Genomic DNA, 17,376 nt, shown 5'->3' on the forward strand with positions numbered 1-17,376 from the left:
GGGGTGAGCGGCTACGGGGTGAGCAGCCCGGCCAGCAGGGGCCGGAAGTGCGCGAACCCGGGCGTGTCCATGTCCGGGTCCTTCGCCTGCTCGTCCCAGCGGCGTACGGCGACGGCGTCGGCGGCCCCCGGGTGCGCCTCGAAGGCGCGGACCTGCGCCTCGGTCATCGGCCCGCCCTGCACGGCCAGGGTGTGCACGGACGCCTCGGAGAGCAGGTCGACGTAGCCGGGCTCGACGGCGCACAGGTACCGCTTGGCGGCGACGTGCAGCCGGACGGGCTCGGTGACCTCCGGCCCGAACCACCGGCCGAGCCAGTCGGCCCCGGTGTGGCTGTGCCGGTTGTCGGTGCCGTTCTCCATCAGGTCGCGACCGGTGACCGCGCCCCGGAAGTGACCGACGTCGTGCAGGAGCGCGGCGGCGACCAGATGCGGCGCGGCGCCCGCGGCCTCGGCGAGGGCGCCGGCCTGGAGCATGTGCTCGGCCTGGGTCACGGCCTCGCCGAGGTACTCGGCGCTGCCTTCGCCCGCGAAGAGCCCGGCGAGGGTGTCGAGCGGGTTCACCGGGTGCTCTCCCGCCGGCGCAGGACGGCGAGGGTGGAGGCGAGGCCGTCGATGTCGGCGTAGGCGCCCTGGAGGTGGCGGTCGCCGGACTCGGCGAAGGCCGTCCGGGCGTGCAGCAGCCGGGTGTTGTCGAAGATCAGGCAGTCGCCGGGCGCGAGCCGGAAGTCCAGCTGGAGCTCGGGGCGGAGCAGCAGCTCGCCGAAGCGCCGGTAGGCGGCGTAGAAGGCGTCGAGTCGGTCGGCGGGCAGCCGCAGCGTACCGATGGAACGGTTGTTGAAGCGGATCTCGCGGATCCGGCCGACCGGGTCGGTGCCGATCAGCGGGCGGTGGGCGCGGAGCTCGGTGCGCTCGTCGGCGAACGCGAAGGGGACGGGGACGCGCGTGAGGGTCTCGTACGCCTCCGGTGCCTCGGCGCGCAGCACGGCAGCGGCGTGGAAGCCGTCGACGAGGCCCGAGTCGCCGCCCTGGGCGGTGTTGACGAGGCAGTGGAGCAGCTGGAGGGTGGGGACGGGGTCGCGGTAGGGGTTGTCGGTGTGCGGGGTGATGCGGGCGCCCGTGAAGGCGAGGTTGTTGGGGTCGGCCTCGACGCGCACCTCGAAGAGCTCGCCGTAGTTCGTCTCGCGTACGTATCCGAAGGTCCGCGCCACGTCGAGGACCTGGCGGTCGTGGCCGGGGACCCCGCGCAGCAGGACGAAGCCGAGGCGCAGGACGGAGTCGAGGGCGGCGGCCCGGACGGCCGGGTCGGCGCGGTAGGCGTCCCAGTCGGCCTCGGGAAGCCCGCCGGCGAAGCGGCTCGCGGCCCACAGCTCCTTGTCGTCCTCCGTGCGGCCGTCGCCGGGGGCGGCGGCGGAGCCGGGGAGGTGGTCGGCCAGCCAGGTCTCGGGGTAGACGGACCGGTGTCCGTCGGGGGCCCAGACGACCTCGTGCGCCGGGTCGCCGTCGGGCGTGCGGGCGTCGTGGACGGCGTCGACGGCGAGCGCGCCGGGGAGCTCGGTGATCTGGAACAGCTTCTGGCCGTTGCGGGGGTCCCGGCAATCCGCGCAGGGGCAGTTGTCGCGCAGCCACAGGGGGGAGGCGGAGGTGAGTGACACCATGAAGGTCTCCAAGTTGTACAGACAACTTTCGTTCGGGCGTGAGCCTCGCAGTCATCGGTGGCCGGGGGGTTACGGCCGGATGGACGGCGGCGAGGGCGGTTGTCCACAGGTTCCGGCGGACGGTGCCAGGGTGTCGGCGGCGGCCGCTAGGCTTCACGAATGGTCCTTTCCGACGAATCCGCCCAGCTCTCCGACGCTTCGCAGGTGCTCCACCGCGTCTTCGGCTACAGCTCCTTCCGCGGGGAGCAGCAGGAGATCATCGAGCAGGTCGTCGGCGGCGGCGACGCGCTCGTCCTGATGCCGACCGGCGGCGGAAAGTCGCTCTGCTACCAGATCCCGGCGCTCGTCAGAGACGGCACGGGCGTCGTGATCTCGCCGCTCATCGCGCTGATGCAGGACCAGGTGGACGCGCTCAGGGCCCTCGGGGTGCGGGCCGGATTCCTGAACTCGACGCAGGATCCGTACGAGCGGCAGGCCGTCGAGCAGGCGTTCCTCGCGGACGAGCTGGACCTGCTCTACCTGGCCCCCGAGCGGCTGCGGACCGAGGGCACGCAGCGGCTGCTCGACCGGGGGAAGGTGTCGCTCTTCGCGATCGACGAGGCACACTGTGTCGCCCAGTGGGGCCACGACTTCCGGCCCGACTACCTGGCGCTCTCGATGCTCCACGAGCGCTGGCCCAAGGTGCCGCGGATCGCGCTGACCGCGACGGCCACCGAGGCCACCCACGCCGAGATCGCGGCGCGCCTGGGTCTGGAGGACGCCCGGCACTTCGTCGCCGGCTTCGACCGGCCGAACATCCAGTACCGCATCGTGCCGAAGAACAACCCGCTCAAGCAGCTCCTCGAGCTGATCAGGACCGAGCACGACGGGGACGCCGGCGTCGTCTACTGCCTCTCCCGGTCGTCGGTGGAGAAGACCGCGGCGGCCCTCGCGGAGCAGGGCATCGACGCCGTGCCGTACCACGCGGGCATGGACGCCCGCACCCGCGCCGCGAACCAGTCCCGCTTCCTGCGCGAGGACGGGGTCGTGGTGGTCGCGACGATCGCCTTCGGCATGGGCATCGACAAGCCGGACGTGCGCTTCGTGGCCCACCTCGACCTGCCGAAGTCGGTCGAGGGCTACTACCAGGAGACCGGCCGCGCCGGCCGCGACGGCGAGCCGGCCACGGCCTGGCTGGCGTACGGCCTCCAGGACGTGGTCCAGCAGCGCAAGCTCATCGACGGCTCCGAGGGCGACGAGGCGCACCGCAGGTCCCTGGGCATGCACCTGGACGCCATGCTCGCGCTCTGCGAGACGGTCGACTGCCGCCGCGTACGGCTCCTCGCGTACTTCGGGCAGGCGGGCGAGCCGTGCGGCAACTGCGACACCTGCCTGACCCCGGCCGAGTCCTGGGACGGGACGGTCGCGGCGCAGAAGCTGCTCTCCACGGTGTGGCGGCTGGCCAAGGAGCGGCGCCAGAAGTTCGGCGCGGGGCAGATCATCGACATCCTCCAGGGCAAGAAGACGGCCAAGGTCATCCAGTTCGACCACGACGGCCTCTCGGTGTTCGGCGTCGGGTCGGACCTGGGGACCGCGGAGTGGCGCGGCGTCGTCCGGCAGCTCCTCGCCCAGGGCCTGCTCACGGTGGAGGGCGACTACGGCACGCTCGTGCTGACCGAGGACAGCGGCGAGGTGCTGGGAGGCCGGCGCACCGTCCCGATGCGGAAGGAGAAGGCGCCCGCCGCCGCGTCCCGCAAGGAGCCCGGGGCGCGCTCGGGGAAGAGCGCCCGCGTGCCGGTGGACCTGCCCACCGCCGCCGTGCCGGTCTTCGAGGCCCTCCGTGCCTGGCGGGCTGCGACGGCCCGCGAGCAGGGCGTCCCGGCGTACGTCGTCTTCCACGACGCGACGCTGCGCGAGATCGCGACGCTGTTCCCCACCACGGTCGCGGAGCTCGGCACCGTCGGCGGAGTCGGCGAGGCCAAGCTCACCAAGTACGCCGAGGGCGTCCTCGCCACCCTGGCGGAATGCGGGACCCCCGCCGCGGCGACCGAGACCGCCGCGGTGAGCCCCGCGGCACCCGCCCCCGCCGCCGCACCCCGGGCGACGGCCGGTCGTCAGGCGCCGTACGACGACGAGCCGCCCTTCGACCTCGACGAGCCGCCCGCCGACATGGACGAGTTCGAGCCGCCCTGGGACGAGTGACGTCCTCCTTGGGACCGGGACCGGCACCCGTACCGAGACCCGTACCGGTGCGCCGGAATCGGGGTCACCCGCCGGGCAGTTCCTTCGCCCGGCGGGCGTAGCAGAAGACGTGCTCCTCCGGGCCCGCCTGCTCGTCGTCCGGCTGGAAGACGGAGACGGCGTGGTGGAGGACGTCGAGCCCGCACTCCTCGCGGATCTGGCGCACGTACTCCTCGGCCGAGAAACTGGAGACCCTGACCCGGCGTCCCATCCACTCGATCTCCACGTCCTCGACGTCCGCCGGGACCGTGGCCGTCAGGAGGTAGCCGCCGGGCGCCAGCCAGCCCGCCATCCGCCGCAGCGCGGCCGACACCTCCGCCCGGCTCATGACGAGCAGCGGGAAGAACGCGCAGACGGCGTCGAAGCCGCCCTCGGGCGCCTCGAAGTCGTGGACGCCGCACTGCTCGAACCGGGCCCCCGGCACCTGCGTCCGGGCCAGCTCGACCATCGTCCGGGACACGTCGATCCCCGTCACCTCGCAGCCCGACCGGACCAGCAGGTCGGCCACCGGCCGGCCGGTGCCGCTGCCGACGTCGAGGACGCGGGCCCCCGCGCCCAGCCGGCCGGTGAGCCACTCGACCGCCTCCAGCTGCGCCGGGAGACGCCCGAAAGCCCGCTCGTAGTCGATCCCCATGCCGTCGAACAGCTCCGCCGCCGACAAGGCCTTCCGCTCCGCACCGTGTTCCCGCACGCCGCTTCCCTTCCTCGCACCCCAAGGGCCCGCCGGACGGCCCCAGGACGGGCCGTCCGGCGGACCCACTACCCTTCTGAGGCGATCCTTACCACCCGGATCGCTGGAGCCGACATCGGAGGCTGTGAATGACGGGGAACGGGCGAAAGGTCCTGCGAGGGTTCGCCGCGACGGCGCTCGTCGGCGTCCTGGGCGCCGGAGCGGCCGCCTGCGGCGGCGACTCCGAGGACGCGGCCGGCGGGTCGGCGACCGGACTCACCGCCGCGCTCGGGGCCGCACCCGAGGCGGACGCCGGCGCGCTCCTCACCTACACGGACGTGGCGGCGACCCGAGGGCTGGTGAAGCGGGACAAGAAGCTGTACGGCGGACTCTCCACGTACGGCATCCCCGAGGTGGCGCAGGCGGGATACGAGAGCCGCCCCCTCAAGGAGACCCACGGGTTCGACGAGAACGACGTGACCACCTCGCTCCAGATCGGCTCCGACCGATGGCGGCTCACCGGCGGCTTCGACGTCGACGCCGTCACCGCCGGCATGAAGAAGCTGGGCTACACCGAGGCCGCGACCGACGGCGGAGTGCTCCTGAAGGACCCGGACGGCGGACAGGTCGCCGTCTCGGCGTCCGTACGCTCCCTCTCCCTGTCGCCGGACGCGCCCCCGCCCGCGCTCGCCGCGCCGAAGGCATCGGTCGCGGACGACCCCGCCTACCAGGCCGTCGCCCGCTGCATCGGCGACGACACGTACTACGCGACCTTCTACGGCAAGGGCCGCGAGAGCCAGACGCCGGACGTCACCCTGTACGCCATCGGGGCCACCGCCCAGGCCGACGGCACGTCACGCGAGCGGCTGTGCGCGCTGACCGTCTCCGCCGAGGGCGCCACACGCACGGCCGACACGCTGCGGACGGCCACCGCCGAAGCCTCCGCCTCCGGCGAGCGGTTCGCGGGAGCCACCGTCGACGCCGGCAGCGGCGCGACCCCCATGGTCACCATGGAGTGGGCCAACAGCCCCCAGGCACTCCCCGGCGACCAGAACCGCACCATGCAGCTGCCGAAGCTGTTCATGGGCGAGCGGTGAGCCGGCGGGTGAGGAGCCTCGCGGAGGTCGAGGAACTCGTCGCGCGGGCGCACGCCGGGCAGGTCGACCTGATCGGCGTGCCGTACGTCGAGCACGTCCGCGCCGTCGCCGCGGGACTCGAACCCTTCGGCGAGGAGCTGGTGATGGCCGGGCTCCTGCACGACATCATCGAGGACACCCCGTGGACCGCCGAGCGGCTCAGGGACGCCGGCGTCCCCGACCGGGTCGTCGCCGTCGTCGAAGCCGTCACCAACGGGCCGGGCCTGTCCTACGAGGCGAAGCTCCACCTCATCGCCGAGGACCCCGAAGCGACCCTCGTCAAGATCGCCGACAACGCGCACAACAGCCGCCCGGACCGCGCCGCGGAGCTCCCTCCCGCCCGGCGCGAGCGGCTCGCCGCCAAGTACCGCGGCGCGCGGGACATCCTGTGGGCGGAGACCGACGCCGAGCGGATCGCGACGATCCTGGCGGTCGTCAACCCCGACCTCCTGGCGGAACTCCACGCGCGGACCGCCCGTCGCATGTGACCCGGCTCACGGGAACCCGTCCCGTGAGCCGGACAGACGACAGTCGTGAACATCGACACGCGCGCACGGATCCGGGCCGGGGACCCCTCGGCCTTCGCCGAACTCTTCGACTCCCACGCCCGGAGCGTCTACAACCACGCCTTCCGGCTGACCGGCGACTGGTCGGTGGCCGAGGACGTGATGGCGGCGACCTACCTGGAGGCCTGGCGGCTGCGGCAGAAGGTCGACCCCGAAGGGGGATCGCTCCGGCCGTGGCTCCTGGGCGTCGCCACCAACGTCGCCCGCAACCACTGCCGGGGCAACCGGCGCTACCGGCGGGCCGCCTCCGCGTACGCCGCGGCCGGCGCCGCCGAGGCCGCGATGCCCGACCACGCCTCCGAGGTGGCGGGCCGGCTCGACGACCGGCGCCGCATCGCGGCCACGCTGCGGGCGCTCGGCACGCTCCGCCGCACCGAACGCGAGGTCCTCGTGCTCTGCCTCTGGGAGGGCCTCGCCTACACCGAGGTCGCCGCCGCCCTCGGCGTCCCCGTCGGCACCGTCCGCTCCCGGCTCTCGCGCGCCCGCGCCAAGCTCCGTACCGGAGCCGAGGAAGAACTCGCCCGCGAGACGCAGGAAGTCCGGGAAATCCGGGAACCCGCGCCGCGCCCCCGACAGACAACAGGTGATCGCATGAACGCGGTCCGGCCCGCACAGGAGGGAACCCGATGAACCTCGACCCGACCGACCCCCGCACGGCACCCCGGCACGAGGCCGGTGACCTTCCGGTGATCGAGGAGCGCGAGCTTCCTCCGGGCCGTCACCAGTTCCACAAGGAGCGCCTGATGAGCCAGATCCACGACGAGCGCCGCACCACCGCCGAAGCGCGCGCCGCACGCCCCGAGCGCGCCCCGGGCCGGCGCAACCCCTTCCTGCGGAAGGCAGTCCTCCTGCCGGCCGTGACCGCGCTCGCCGGCGCACTCGTCGTCGGCGTGCTCGTCCTCACCCCGGGCGGCACGGACGGCACCGGCGTCGACCTTGCCACCGGCCCCGCCCTCACCACCCGGATCGGCGCCGTCGACCCGCAGGGAGCCCCCCGGCTCCTGGACCGCATCTCGCTGGCCGCCGCCGAGGCCGACGCCCCGAGCGGGCACGCCGGCCAGTACGTCTACATCGAGACCCGGTCCGCGAACACCCACGTGCGGACCGACGGCGACGTGACCCGCCTCGTCAGCCAGCCCCTGCACACCCGGCAGTCCTGGCGCTCCCCCGACGGCCGCGACGGCTGGCTGATCGAACCGGGCACCACCGGACCCGAGGGCATGACCCTGGCGGGCCTCGACGAACAGGGCAACGTCCCGAAGCCGCACCTTGGCGCGCCCTCGCACGAGTACCTCGCCACGCTTCCCACCGATCCCGACGCGTTGCTGCGGAAGATCTACCGGGAGACCGAGGGTCAGGGCCGCGGCCCGGACCAGCAGGCCTTCACCACCATCGGCGACCTCCTCGTCGAGAGCTGGCCGTCGCCCCGCCTCACCGCCGCGCTCTACCGGGCCGCCGCGAAGATCCCCGGGGTGGTCGTGGTCGACAGCGCCACCGACGCCGTCGGCCGCAAGGGCGTGGCGGTCGCGCGACTCGACGAGACCAGCGGCCAGCGCACCGAGTGGATCTTCGACAGCAAGACCCTCACGTTCCTGGGGGAGCGCACGGTCCAGGTCGAGGGGGACGGCGGCGACGGCGGACTGATCAAGCCCGGCACCGTCGTCTTCACCCACGCCATCATGGTCAGGGCCTGGGCAGACGACCTGAAGGTCACCCCGTAGGGGAGCGCCCCGCGAGCCATCCGGTGAGCTCCGCCGGCCGGTTGGTGATGATCCCGTCCACGCCGAGGGCGGTCAGTGCCTTCCAGCGGGCGGGCTTGTCGACCGTCCAGACGTTCACGGCCACGCCCGCGGCGTGCAGGTCACGGACGACCTGGGGGCGGGTGGCGAGCGCGGCGTCCGAGACGTTGTACGCCGTGAGGCCCAGGTCCTCGGCGAGCGCGACCGGGTCCGCGTCGAGGGTGGCGCGCAGCAGTCCGAGCGGCAGCTCGGGCGCGAGCTCGCGGGTGAGTTCGAGCGTCGGGATGTCGAAGCTCTGCACGAAGACCCGGCTGCTCATGGACTGCTCTCGGACGTCCCGGACGATCCGGGCGACCTCGGCGTGGTTGTGGCGGCCCTTGATCTCCAGGAGGAGGTACCCGCCACGGGCGCGCAGGTCCGCCAACTGGGCGGCCAGGGTCGGGATCCGGGCCCCGGCGTAGGCGGGCGCGAACCACGAGCCGGCGTCCAGCTCGTCGAGCCGGGCGGCGGTGAGGGAGCGGATCGCGCCCGTGCCGTCGGTCGTCCGGTCGACGGTCGAGTCGTGCAGGACGTACGGCACACCGTCCTTGCTGGGCTGGACGTCGTTCTCGATCCACTTCGCCCCGCCCCGCCGGGCGACCTCGTCGGAGACCAGGGTGTTCTCGGGGGCGGCGGAGGAGGCACCCCGATGGGCGATGACGGTCGGCGCCGCCGGGGCCGCCGCCTTCCCCGCGGGATGTGCCACCGGCTCGGCGAAGAGGGCGGAGGGAGAGGCCAGCACGAGAACGGCGGCGAGGGCCGCCGAGCCGTAGGTGACGCGTCCGGGGCGCCGGGACCGAGGCGCGGTCGATCGTCCGTCATTCATGAACGCACAGCATAGGTACGGAGGGTGACGCGCCAAGGACCACACACCGGCCCGCGCGTGACGAATCGTCGACACCACCGCGACATGACCGCGGAATGGCACGGCGCGGCGCGGCACGGCAGCGACACCCTCGCGACCGGAACGGCCGGGCATCACCCCACCCGCCCCGGCCGGCGACCGAGGTCTCCTTCACGCGCGCGGAGGTACGCCTCCAGCTCCGCCGCCCCGTTCAGCATCGCCCGTCCGCGGGCGGACAGCCGGCCCTGCCAGTCGCCCAGCGCGGCCTCCAGCGGCCCCGGCCCGCCGGCCGCCCGTACCTGCGCGATCACCGGGGCGATCTGCTCCAGCAGGTACCCGCCCCGCCTGAGCTGGTGGGCAAGCCGTGCGTCCCGTACGTCCGCCTCGTCGTAGACGCGGTAACCGGTCTGCGGGTCGCGGCGCGGGTGCAACAGCCCGGTGCGCTCCCACGTACGCAGTGTCGCGGGCCGGATTCCGAGCTTCCGCGCCAGCGGCCCGATGAACGTGCCGCCGGCCTCGGGGGCCGTGCCGGCCTCGGGCGCCGTGCCGGGCTCCAGGTCGCGGAGGGCGCGCTCCACGGTCCGCAGGGTCCGCCGGTCGTCGAGGAGCTGGGCGTGGCTCTCGTCGATGAGCCGGAACCCCTCGTCGACCGCGCCCTCGTTCACGGCCCGCATGATCGACGCCGCCGTCCGGTGGCCGTGGCCGGGCACCAGGGCGAGGAACGCGCGCAGGGCCCCCGCGTGCAGCGCGGTGTAGGTGCGGTAGCCGTGGGGTGTGCGACCGGCGGCCGGGAGGATCCCGGCCTCCTCGTAGTTCCTGACCGCCTGCGTGGACAGACCGTGGCCACGCGCCAGATCGACCGGCCTGAGCCGCTCCCTGCTTTGAAGGTTTCTCCCCATGAACCCGACGATATCGAGGAAAAGTCTCCACCGAGCCTTAAACGATAGCGTTGAAGCCATGGCGACTGACATCAAGGACACCGTCCAGGCCGTCGAGGCCGCCGCCGTCATGCGGCTGCTCCCGGCCCGGCCCCGGCTGCTCGCCCTGGGCGAGCCCACCCATCGCGAGGACACCCTCCTCGACCTGCGCAACGAACTCTTCCGGCAGCTCGCCGAGCAGGAGGGGTACCGGACGATCGCGATCGAGAGCGACTGCACGACCGGCCTGCTCGTGGACGACTACGTCACCTCCGGCACGGGCACCCTCGACGAGGTCATGGAACACGGATTCAGCCACGACTGGGGCACGTCCGCTGCCAACCGCGAGCTCGTGCGCTGGATGCGCGCACACAACGACGGCCGGCCCGCGTCCGAGCACCTCCGCTTCGCCGGATTCGACGGGCCGCTGGAGATCACCGGCGCCGCGAGCCCCCGGCAGGCCCTCACCGCGCTCCACGCCTATCTCGCCGCCCGGCTCGACGCGGACCTCTTCCCCTGCACCGCGGAAACACTCGACCGCCTGCTCGGCACCGACGACCGGTGGACCGATCCCGCCGCGATGAGGGACCCGGCCCGGTCCGTGGGGCAGTCCGCCGAGGCCCGTGAACTGCGGCTGCTCGCCGACGATCTGGCGGCGCTCCTCGACGCGCAGCGGCCCCACCTGCGCGCGGCGTCCTCGCCGGAGGAGTGGGACCGGGCGTGCCTCCACGGGCGCACCGCCGTCGGCCTGCTGCGCTACCACCACTGGATGGCCGACGCCTCACCAGCCCGCCTGAGCCGGCTGGTGGGCCTGCGGGACCAGATGATGGCGCACAACCTCCTCGCCGTCGCCGCCAGGGGACCGGTGTTCGTCCACGCCCACAACTCCCATCTCCAGCGGGAGAAGAGCTCGGTGCGGATGGGAGGGACACTGCTGGAGTGGTGGAGCGCCGGTGCCCTGGTGAGCGCCCGGCTCGGCGAGGAGTACGCCTTCGTGGCCACGGCCCTCGGCACCATCCGGCATCAGGGAGTCGACGCGCCCCCGCCGGACACCCTCGAAGGACTCCTGTACGCGCTCCCGGAGGACCGCTGCGTCATCGACGCCCGGCGCCTGGCGGCCGCCCTCGGCGACGAACGGCCCGCACCGCGAGAATCTCCCTGGTTCGGCTACGCCCCCTTCGACCCGGCCCACTTGGCGGACAGCGACGGAATCGTGTTCGTCAAGGACATGCCGCAGAGATAGGCGGCATACGGCCGGGCGGGCCGTGCCGGTGATCCGGTACGGCCCGCCCGCGCCTCCGCCTCAGTCGCTGTACGGGGCGTGCAGTTCGCCCGACCGGGCCACCCGCCCGTACCAGCGGGCGCTGGACTTCGGGGTGCGCTCCAGCGTGTCGTAGTCCACCCGGACCGCGCCGAACCGCTTCGCGTAGCCGTACGCCCACTCGAAGTTGTCGAGCAGCGACCAGAGGAAGTAGCCGCGCACGTCCACCCCGTCCTCGAGCGCGCGGTGCACGGCCTCCAGATGCGCGTGCACGTAGGCGGCGCGCTCCGGGTCGTGCACCGAGCCGTCCTCGTCGACCTCGTCCTCGTACGCGGCGCCGTTCTCGCTGATCACCAGCGGGAGGTCCGGGTACGCGGCGGAGACCCGGCTCAGCAGGTCGTACAGCGCGCTCGCGTCGACAGGCCACCCCATCGCCGTACGCTCGCCCGGCGCGCGGTGGAAGGCGACGGAGTCCGCGCCGGGCCACGGCGAGTGCTCGCTGTTGCCGTGACCGTCGTCCTGCGGCTTCTCCGCACCCGCCGGTACGTGCGAAACCAGCGTCGGCGTGTAGTAGTTGATCGCCAGGAGGTCCAGCGGCTGGTGCGCCGCGGCCGTGTCGCCGTCCCGGACGAAGGACCAGTCGGTGAGGTGCGCGGTGTCGGCGAGCAGGTCCTCGGGATAGGCGCCGTCCAGCATCGGACCCAGCCAGATCCGATTGCCGACGGCGTCGATGCGGCGGGCCGCGTCCCGGTCCTCGGCCCCGTCCGTCAGCGGGCGCACCTCGTGGAGGTTGAGGGAGACCGCGATCTGCCGGTCGGCCGGGAGCGCCGACCGCAGGGCCTGGACGGCGAGGCCGTGCCCCAGGTTGAGGTGGTGGGCGGCCCGCAGGGAGTCGACCGGGTCGGTGCGGCCGGGGGCGTGGACACCGGAGCCGTATCCCAGGAAGGCGCTGCACCAGGGTTCGTTCAGCGTGGTCCACCGGGTGACCCGGTCGCCGAGGGCGTCGGCGACGATCCCGGCGTACTCGGCGAACCGCTCGGCGGTCGCCCGCTCGGGCCAGCCGCCGGCGTCCTCCAACTCCTGGGGGAGGTCCCAGTGGTAGAGCGTCAGGGCCGGCGTGATCCCGGCGGTGAGCAGCTCGTCGACGAGCGCCCGGTAGAAGTCCAGGCCCTTCTGGACGGCGGGACCCCGTCCGGTGGGCTGGACGCGGGACCAGGAGACGGAGAACCGGTAGGCGTTCAGGCCCAGTTCGGACATGATGCCGACGTCCTCGCGGAACCGGTGGTAGTGGTCGACGGCCACGTCACCGGTGTGGCCCTCGAAGACTTTGCCGGGGGTGTGCGAGAAGGTGTCCCAGATGGACGGCGTACGGCCGTCCTCCGCTGCCGCCCCTTCGATCTGGTACGCCGCGGTGGCGGCGCCCCAGAGGAAGTCGGGCGGGAACGAGCGGGTGGCGGTGAGCGGCCGGGTTTCGGACGCGGTCATAGGGGAGCGCTCCCAACGCGGGTACGGGGGTGGGTACGTTCGGTGCGGGGCGAAGCGGGCGCGGCTGCTCAGCTCTTGACGGCGCCGGCCGTGATGCCGCCCACGATGTGCTTGCCGAGGAAGGCGAAGACGAGCAGCAGCGGCACGGTGGATATCAGCGCGCCCGTCAGGACGACGGCGTGGTCCACTGTGTGGTTTCCCGCTCCGAGGCCGGCGAGGGCCACCTGGAGGGTGGGGTTGCCGTCCTGGGTGAGGGCGATGAACGGCCAGAAGAAGTCGTTCCACGCCTGGACGAAGACGAGCATGCCGAGCACGGCCATCGCGGGCCGGGCCACCGGGAACACCACGTGCCAGATCACGCGCAGACTGTGCGCCCCGTCCATGCGGGCCGCCTCCACGAGCTCGATGGGCAGGGCCTCGACGAGGAACTGGCGCATGAAGAAGACGCCGAAGGCGGCGACGAGCGAGGGCAGGACGACCGACTGGAGCTGGTCGAACCAGCCGAGGTCGGTGATGATCTGGTACAGCGGGATGACGCTGAGCTGCGGAGGGATCGTCATCGTGGCGACCACGAGCGAGAGCAGCATGCCGCGCCCTCGGAACGGCAGCTTGGCGAAGGCGAAGCCGGCGAGCGTGGAGAAGACGACGGTGGAGGCGGCCACGAGACCGGCGACCACCGTGGTGTTGATCAGCGCCTCGCCCATGTGGACCTGGTTCCAGGCGAAGCTGAGGTTGTCCAGGAGGCGGGGTCCGGGCAGCAGCGGTGCCGGGGCCTGGACCACGCGCTCGCCGCTGTGGGAGGCGGCGACCAGGTTCCAGTACAGCGGGAAGAGCGAGACCACGGCGGCCACGGCCAGCAGGACGTAGGTCAGGGGTCCGGCGTGGTGCTGCCGGCCGGCCGTCTGGCGGAATCGGCGCCCGGGGCGGGGAGGCTCCGGGAGGCGCGAGGCCTTGGCCTCGATGGTCGTGTCGAGCGTGCGGGCCATGGGGTCAGCCTCCCAGCTTCTTGCGGTTGTGACGGGAGACGAGCGCCTGGACGCCGCCGACGAGCAGAAGGAGCAGCAGCATGATCCAGGCGATGGCGGAGGCCTGGCCCAGCGCGTTGTTCACCCACCCCTTCTCGTACATCAGCAGGCTCAGCGTCTGGAACTGGTTGCCGCTGCCGCCGCTGATGCCGACGCTGCCGCCGTAGAGCATCGGCTCGCCGAAGAGCTGGGTGGCGCCGATGGTGGAGACGACGACGGTGAAGAGGATCGTCGGCCGGATCGACGGGATGGTGACGCTGATGAACTGCCGCCAGCGCGACGCCCCGTCGAGGGAGGCGGCCTCGTACAGGTCCTGGGGCACGGCCTGCATGGCGGCCAGGTAGATCAGGGCGTTGTAGCCGGTCCAGCGCCAGGTGACGATCACCGAGATCGCGATCTGCGCCGGCCACTTGGACGACTCCCACTGGACGGGGCCGACGCCGAACCAGTCGAGGACGGTGTTGATCATCCCGTAGTCGGTGTTGAAGAGCTGGGCGAAGACCAGCGTCGCCGCCGCGATCGACGTGGCGTACGGGGCGAGGATCGCGATCCGGAAGAAGCCGCGGCCGCGGAGCTTGTAGTTGAGCAGGTGCGCCAGGCCCAGGGCCATGAGCAGCTGGGGGACGGTCGCGATGACCCCGATGGTGAAGGTGTTGGCGAGCGCGTTCCAGAAGAACTCGCTGGTCGCCAGGTCGGTGTAGTTCTCCAGGCCCTTCCACTGCGGTTCACCGCCGAGCTCGACCCGGTTGAGCGAGAGCCAGCCCGTGTAGATCAGCGGGAAGAGGCCGAAGGCGGCGAAGGTGAGGAAGAACGGGGCGATGAAGACGTACGGGATCGCCTTGATGTCCCAGCGGTAGAGCGTGCTGCGCCAGCCGCCGGAAGAGGAGGAGCGGCGGCGGCCGCGCGGGCCGGGGGAGGAGGGCGGTGCGGCGGGCGGCTGCGAGCCGTCCGGCTTCGCCCGAACGGAGGTGGCCACTGGGGCGTCCTTCCAGGGTCGATGCGTGCGGTGGTGCGGACGGTGCCGGTCCGCCGCCCGCGGGCGGCGGACCGGCACGCGGCCCCCGCTACTGGTCGATCTTGTCGTCGACCAGCTTCTTGACGTTCTCCCAGGCCTTGGCCGGGTCGGTGCCGCGCTGCTCGATGTCGAGGATGCCGTTGTCGGTGAGGAAGGTCTTCACCTGGCCGTCCCAGCGGCTGATGACGGCGGGCGTGATTCCGGCGGCGGCGGAGGAGAAGATCTTGCCGACCGGGGTGTCGCCGAAGTACGGAAGCTTGGCGTCCTGGACCGCCGAGGAGGTGAGCGTGTCCTTGGACGAGGGGATGTTGCCGTTGACCGCGAAGACCTTGGCGTGCTGCTCCGGGGCCGTCAGCCAGGCGGCGAGCTCGGCCGCCTCCTTGGTGTGCTTGCCGGCCTTCGGCACGGCGAGGAAGGCGCCGCCCCAGTTGCCGGCGACCGGCGGCGCGGCGATGTCCCACTTGCCCTGGTTGGCGGCACCGGCCTGGTCCTTGATGATGCCGGTCATCCAGCTCGGGCAGGCGACCGTGGCGAACTTGGAGTTCTTGAAGGCGGCGTTCCAGGTGCCCTTCTCGTCGAACTGGCGCAGCTTGGCGGTGAGTCCGCCCTTGCTCGCCGCGACGGCGGTGTCCCAGGCCTTCTTCACACCGGGGCTGTTCTCCCAGTCCAGCTTGCCGCTCGCGTCGGCGTACTGGACGGGGTCGCTGGAGATCACGGCGTTGAAGAGGCCGCTCGCCGAGTCGTGGAAGGCGGTGCCGGCGGGCGCGCCCTTCTTGTACGTGTTCCCGGTCTCGATGAACTTGGACCAGTCGCCGGCCCACAGCTTGGCGACGGCATCGCGCTCGGTCGGCAGCTTGGCCTTGGCGAAGAGCTCCTTGTTGTAGCAGATGGCCATGGGGCCGATGTCGGTGCCGAGGCCGATGACGCTGCCGCTCGCGGTCGTCGCCTGCTTGACCTTCCAGTCAAGGAAGGCGCCGATGTCCGCGCCGCCCTCCTTGCTCAGGTCGACCCACTTGTCCGCCATGGTCTCGCCGGTCGCCTCGGCGATGTAGCCGACCTCGACGGCCTGGATGTCGGCGAGGCCGTTGTTCTGGGCCAGGCGCAGCTTCAGCGTGTCCCAGTACTTCTGGCCGTCGGAGACGTTCGTCTCCTCGATCTTGATGTTCGGGTGGGACTTCTCGTACTCGGCGTAGAGCTTGGCGCCGGTCTTGTCGTCGTAGCCGAAGGAACCGAAGGTCCCGACCCGCAGGGTGATCTTGCCGCCGCCCTGGGCGTCGCCGCCGTTGTCGTCGCTGTCGCTGCCGCAACCGGTGAGCAGGGTCGTACCGGTCACGACGACGGCGACCGCCGCGATCGCGGCACGGCGTCCGCGTCTGCTGCTGGAAGTGCGCATTCCACTCTCCTCGTCCAAGGTGGTGCTCGTTGTGCGCCAAGAGGTCCGGCCGGCTGATCGCGGCTCGGCGGCTGCCCGCCAGGACCCGGTACAGGCTGTGTGCGCCCCGAATGGGAGCGCTCCCACGTCGTTGCCGGAAGGTTGCTGCCTGGCGGGTGCGGGTGTCAAGACATGAACGCGGATTCGTTACCGGAAGGTTTTCCGGGGGTTTCGCCGGGGCCGCGCGGGGCTGGGGTCGTCATCTCCTGAACGCATGCTCATGGCGTGAGGGGAGGCGGGTGGACTAGTGTGGGAGCGCTCCCATTCCCGTTGCGGCGTGGGTGAGCAGCACGATGTCCTACGAGGGGAGTTCGGCGGTTGTGAACGGACGGCAGAGCGGCAGACCGACCCTGGAGCAGGTCGCGGCCAGGGCCGGGGTCGGCCGGGGAACGGTCTCCCGGGTGATCAACGGCTCTCCCCGGGTCAGCGAACAGGCCAGAACGGCCGTCGCCAGAGCCGTCGCCGAACTCGGCTACGTCCCCAACCAGGCCGCCCGCGCCCTCGCCGGCAGCCGCACCGACGCGATCGCGCTCGTCATCCCCGAGGTCGAGGCCCGACTCTTCGCCGAGCCCTACTTCCTTGACCTCATCCGTGGCGTCAGCGCCGAACTGGCCGATGCCGACAAGCAGTTGCTGCTCACCCTGGTCCGCAGCGAGCAGGAGCGGCAGCGCTTCGAACAGTACCTCGCCGCCCAGCGCGTCGACGGGGTGCTGCTCGCCTCGGTCCACGGCGACGACCCGCTGCCCGACCGGATCCGCGAGCTCGGCCTCCCGGTCGTCATGAACGGGCGCCGCTCGGAGGCCGAGCCCGTGCCGTACGTCGACTCCGACAACATCGGGGCCGGGCGCGCGGCCGTCGCCCACCTCGTCGGCAGCGGACGGACCCGTATCGCGACCGTCACCGGGCCCCTCGACATGTACGTGGCCCGCGCCCGGCTCGGCGGCTACCGCGCCGGGCTCGCCGAGGCCGGCCACACCCCGGACGAGGCCCTCGTCTCCGCCGGCGACTTCACCGAGGAGGGCGGCCGGCGGGCCATGCGGCTGCTGCTCGACCGCAGGCCGGATCTGGACGCCGTCTTCGCCGCCTCCGACGTGATGGCGGCCGGGGCGCGGAGCGTGCTGCGCGAGGCGGGGCGCCGCGTCCCGGAGGACGTGGCCCTCGTCGGCGTCGACGACTCCCCGGTGGCCCGGCTCATGGACCCGCCGCTCACGAGCGTCCGGCAGCCCATCGAGGAGATGGGCCGCACGATGGCCCGCATGCTCCTCCAGGACGTCGCGGGCGCCCCGGAGAGCGCCCCGAGGCGGGTCCTGCCCACGGAGCTGGTGGTACGGGGCTCCTCCTGACGGCCCGCCGGGTCCCGGCGACGCCCGGCG

The 17,376-nt window shown here is 72.6% G+C and carries 16 protein-coding genes; 7 read left to right on the forward strand and 9 right to left on the reverse strand.

The window, feature by feature from the left end; genetic code table 11:
* Nucleotides 1–11: 11 nt before the first annotated feature.
* Together ACFWWU_RS20220 and ACFWWU_RS20225 are read right to left on the reverse strand one after the other, a co-directional pair.
* A complete protein-coding gene (locus ACFWWU_RS20220; protein ID WP_384147149.1) occupies nucleotides 12–560 on the reverse strand; it encodes a phosphonate degradation HD-domain oxygenase in 549 nt (182 codons plus the stop codon).
* A complete protein-coding gene (locus ACFWWU_RS20225) occupies nucleotides 557–1,654 on the reverse strand; it encodes a TauD/TfdA family dioxygenase (protein ID WP_384147151.1) in 1,098 nt (365 codons plus the stop codon). Before ACFWWU_RS20225 ends, ACFWWU_RS20220 begins: the two co-directional genes overlap by 4 nt.
* Nucleotides 1,655–1,813: 159 nt before the next feature.
* Between ACFWWU_RS20225 and recQ the strand changes: the two genes are divergently transcribed.
* The gene (recQ, locus tag ACFWWU_RS20230) at nucleotides 1,814–3,835 is read left to right on the forward strand and encodes a DNA helicase RecQ (protein ID WP_384147153.1); all 2,022 of its coding nucleotides are present in this window, start codon (nucleotides 1,814–1,816) and stop codon (nucleotides 3,833–3,835) included.
* Nucleotides 3,836–3,899: 64 nt separating this feature from the next.
* Here recQ and ACFWWU_RS20235 read toward each other — a convergent pair whose 3' ends face one another.
* Nucleotides 3,900–4,565, reverse strand: coding sequence for a class I SAM-dependent methyltransferase (locus ACFWWU_RS20235; RefSeq protein WP_384147155.1), 666 nt, complete (start codon nucleotides 4,563–4,565; stop codon nucleotides 3,900–3,902).
* 128 nt (nucleotides 4,566–4,693) lie between these two features.
* Between ACFWWU_RS20235 and ACFWWU_RS20240 the strand changes: the two genes are divergently transcribed.
* The 4 genes from ACFWWU_RS20240 to ACFWWU_RS20255 are packed head-to-tail and all read left to right on the forward strand — an operon-like array spanning nucleotide 4,694 to nucleotide 7,967.
* Nucleotides 4,694–5,641: a hypothetical protein gene (locus ACFWWU_RS20240; RefSeq protein WP_384147157.1), complete on the forward strand. Its 948-nt coding sequence runs from the start codon at nucleotides 4,694–4,696 to the stop codon at nucleotides 5,639–5,641.
* A gap of 8 nt (nucleotides 5,642–5,649) precedes the next feature.
* Nucleotides 5,650–6,168, forward strand: coding sequence for an HD domain-containing protein (locus tag ACFWWU_RS20245; RefSeq protein ID WP_384147159.1), 519 nt, complete (start codon nucleotides 5,650–5,652; stop codon nucleotides 6,166–6,168).
* Nucleotides 6,169–6,213: 45 nt separating this feature from the next.
* Entirely contained in the window at nucleotides 6,214–6,876 is a 663-nt protein-coding gene (locus ACFWWU_RS20250; RefSeq protein ID WP_384147161.1) for an RNA polymerase sigma factor, read from the forward strand.
* Entirely contained in the window at nucleotides 6,873–7,967 is a 1,095-nt protein-coding gene (locus ACFWWU_RS20255) for a CU044_5270 family protein (RefSeq protein WP_384147163.1), read from the forward strand. Before ACFWWU_RS20250 ends, ACFWWU_RS20255 begins: the two co-directional genes overlap by 4 nt.
* On the opposite strand, the gene ACFWWU_RS20260 is transcribed toward ACFWWU_RS20255, so the two are convergent.
* Entirely contained in the window at nucleotides 7,957–8,850 is an 894-nt protein-coding gene (locus ACFWWU_RS20260; RefSeq protein WP_384147165.1) for a glycerophosphodiester phosphodiesterase, read from the reverse strand. The two genes, ACFWWU_RS20255 and ACFWWU_RS20260, sit on opposite strands and share 11 nt — an antisense overlap.
* Nucleotides 8,851–9,002: 152 nt before the next feature.
* On the reverse strand, nucleotides 9,003–9,767 hold the full coding sequence (locus ACFWWU_RS20265) for a TioE family transcriptional regulator (RefSeq protein WP_384147167.1): 765 nt from the start codon (nucleotides 9,765–9,767) through the stop codon (nucleotides 9,003–9,005).
* Between the two features lie 58 nt (nucleotides 9,768–9,825).
* Here ACFWWU_RS20265 and ACFWWU_RS20270 point away from each other — a divergent pair, with 58 nt between their 5' ends.
* Nucleotides 9,826–11,028, forward strand: coding sequence for an erythromycin esterase family protein (locus ACFWWU_RS20270; protein WP_384147169.1), 1,203 nt, complete (start codon nucleotides 9,826–9,828; stop codon nucleotides 11,026–11,028).
* 60 nt (nucleotides 11,029–11,088) lie between these two features.
* Here the strand turns inward: ACFWWU_RS20270 and ACFWWU_RS20275 are convergent, their stop codons facing one another.
* The 4 genes from ACFWWU_RS20275 to ACFWWU_RS20290 all read right to left on the reverse strand — a co-directional run bounded on the left by ACFWWU_RS20275 (nucleotide 11,089) and on the right by ACFWWU_RS20290 (nucleotide 15,964).
* Complete coding sequence (locus ACFWWU_RS20275) at nucleotides 11,089–12,531, reverse strand: GH1 family beta-glucosidase (RefSeq protein WP_384147171.1); 1,443 nt, start codon at nucleotides 12,529–12,531, stop codon at nucleotides 11,089–11,091.
* Between the two features lie 68 nt (nucleotides 12,532–12,599).
* Entirely contained in the window at nucleotides 12,600–13,517 is a 918-nt protein-coding gene (locus tag ACFWWU_RS20280; RefSeq protein ID WP_384147173.1) for a carbohydrate ABC transporter permease, read from the reverse strand.
* A gap of 4 nt (nucleotides 13,518–13,521) precedes the next feature.
* Complete coding sequence (locus ACFWWU_RS20285; RefSeq protein ID WP_384147175.1) at nucleotides 13,522–14,532, reverse strand: carbohydrate ABC transporter permease; 1,011 nt, start codon at nucleotides 14,530–14,532, stop codon at nucleotides 13,522–13,524.
* 88 nt (nucleotides 14,533–14,620) lie between these two features.
* Nucleotides 14,621–15,964, reverse strand: a complete 1,344-nt coding sequence (locus tag ACFWWU_RS20290; RefSeq protein WP_384147177.1) for an ABC transporter substrate-binding protein — start codon at nucleotides 15,962–15,964, stop codon at nucleotides 14,621–14,623.
* A 332-nt stretch (nucleotides 15,965–16,296) separates the two neighbouring features.
* Here ACFWWU_RS20290 and ACFWWU_RS20295 point away from each other — a divergent pair, with 332 nt between their 5' ends.
* Entirely contained in the window at nucleotides 16,297–17,346 is a 1,050-nt protein-coding gene (locus ACFWWU_RS20295; protein ID WP_384147247.1) for a LacI family DNA-binding transcriptional regulator, read from the forward strand.
* Nucleotides 17,347–17,376: the final 30 nt, after the last annotated feature.

The organism is Streptomyces sp. NPDC058650 (assembly GCF_042717315.1).
In the GTDB taxonomy this organism is placed as follows: domain Bacteria; phylum Actinomycetota; class Actinomycetes; order Streptomycetales; family Streptomycetaceae; genus Streptomyces.

What these genes read in the sequence shown, in the direction of transcription:
- ACFWWU_RS20280 (WP_384147173.1), bottom strand. Translation starts at nt 13,517, where the DNA reads ATGGCCCGCACGCTCGACACGACCATCGAGGCCAAGGCCTCGCGCCTC.
- ACFWWU_RS20275 (WP_384147171.1), bottom strand. Translation starts at nt 12,531, where the DNA reads ATGACCGCGTCCGAAACCCGGCCGCTCACCGCCACCCGCTCGTTCCCG.
- ACFWWU_RS20255 (WP_384147163.1), top strand. Translation starts at nt 6,873, where the DNA reads ATGAACCTCGACCCGACCGACCCCCGCACGGCACCCCGGCACGAGGCC.
- ACFWWU_RS20265 (WP_384147167.1), bottom strand. Translation starts at nt 9,767, where the DNA reads ATGGGGAGAAACCTTCAAAGCAGGGAGCGGCTCAGGCCGGTCGATCTG.
- ACFWWU_RS20270 (WP_384147169.1), top strand. Translation starts at nt 9,826, where the DNA reads ATGGCGACTGACATCAAGGACACCGTCCAGGCCGTCGAGGCCGCCGCC.
- ACFWWU_RS20295 (WP_384147247.1), top strand. Translation starts at nt 16,297, where the DNA reads ATGTCCTACGAGGGGAGTTCGGCGGTTGTGAACGGACGGCAGAGCGGC.
- ACFWWU_RS20290 (WP_384147177.1), bottom strand. Translation starts at nt 15,964, where the DNA reads ATGCGCACTTCCAGCAGCAGACGCGGACGCCGTGCCGCGATCGCGGCG.
- ACFWWU_RS20260 (WP_384147165.1), bottom strand. Translation starts at nt 8,850, where the DNA reads ATGAATGACGGACGATCGACCGCGCCTCGGTCCCGGCGCCCCGGACGC.
- ACFWWU_RS20240 (WP_384147157.1), top strand. Translation starts at nt 4,694, where the DNA reads ATGACGGGGAACGGGCGAAAGGTCCTGCGAGGGTTCGCCGCGACGGCG.
- ACFWWU_RS20225 (WP_384147151.1), bottom strand. Translation starts at nt 1,654, where the DNA reads ATGGTGTCACTCACCTCCGCCTCCCCCCTGTGGCTGCGCGACAACTGC.
- recQ (WP_384147153.1), top strand. Translation starts at nt 1,814, where the DNA reads ATGGTCCTTTCCGACGAATCCGCCCAGCTCTCCGACGCTTCGCAGGTG.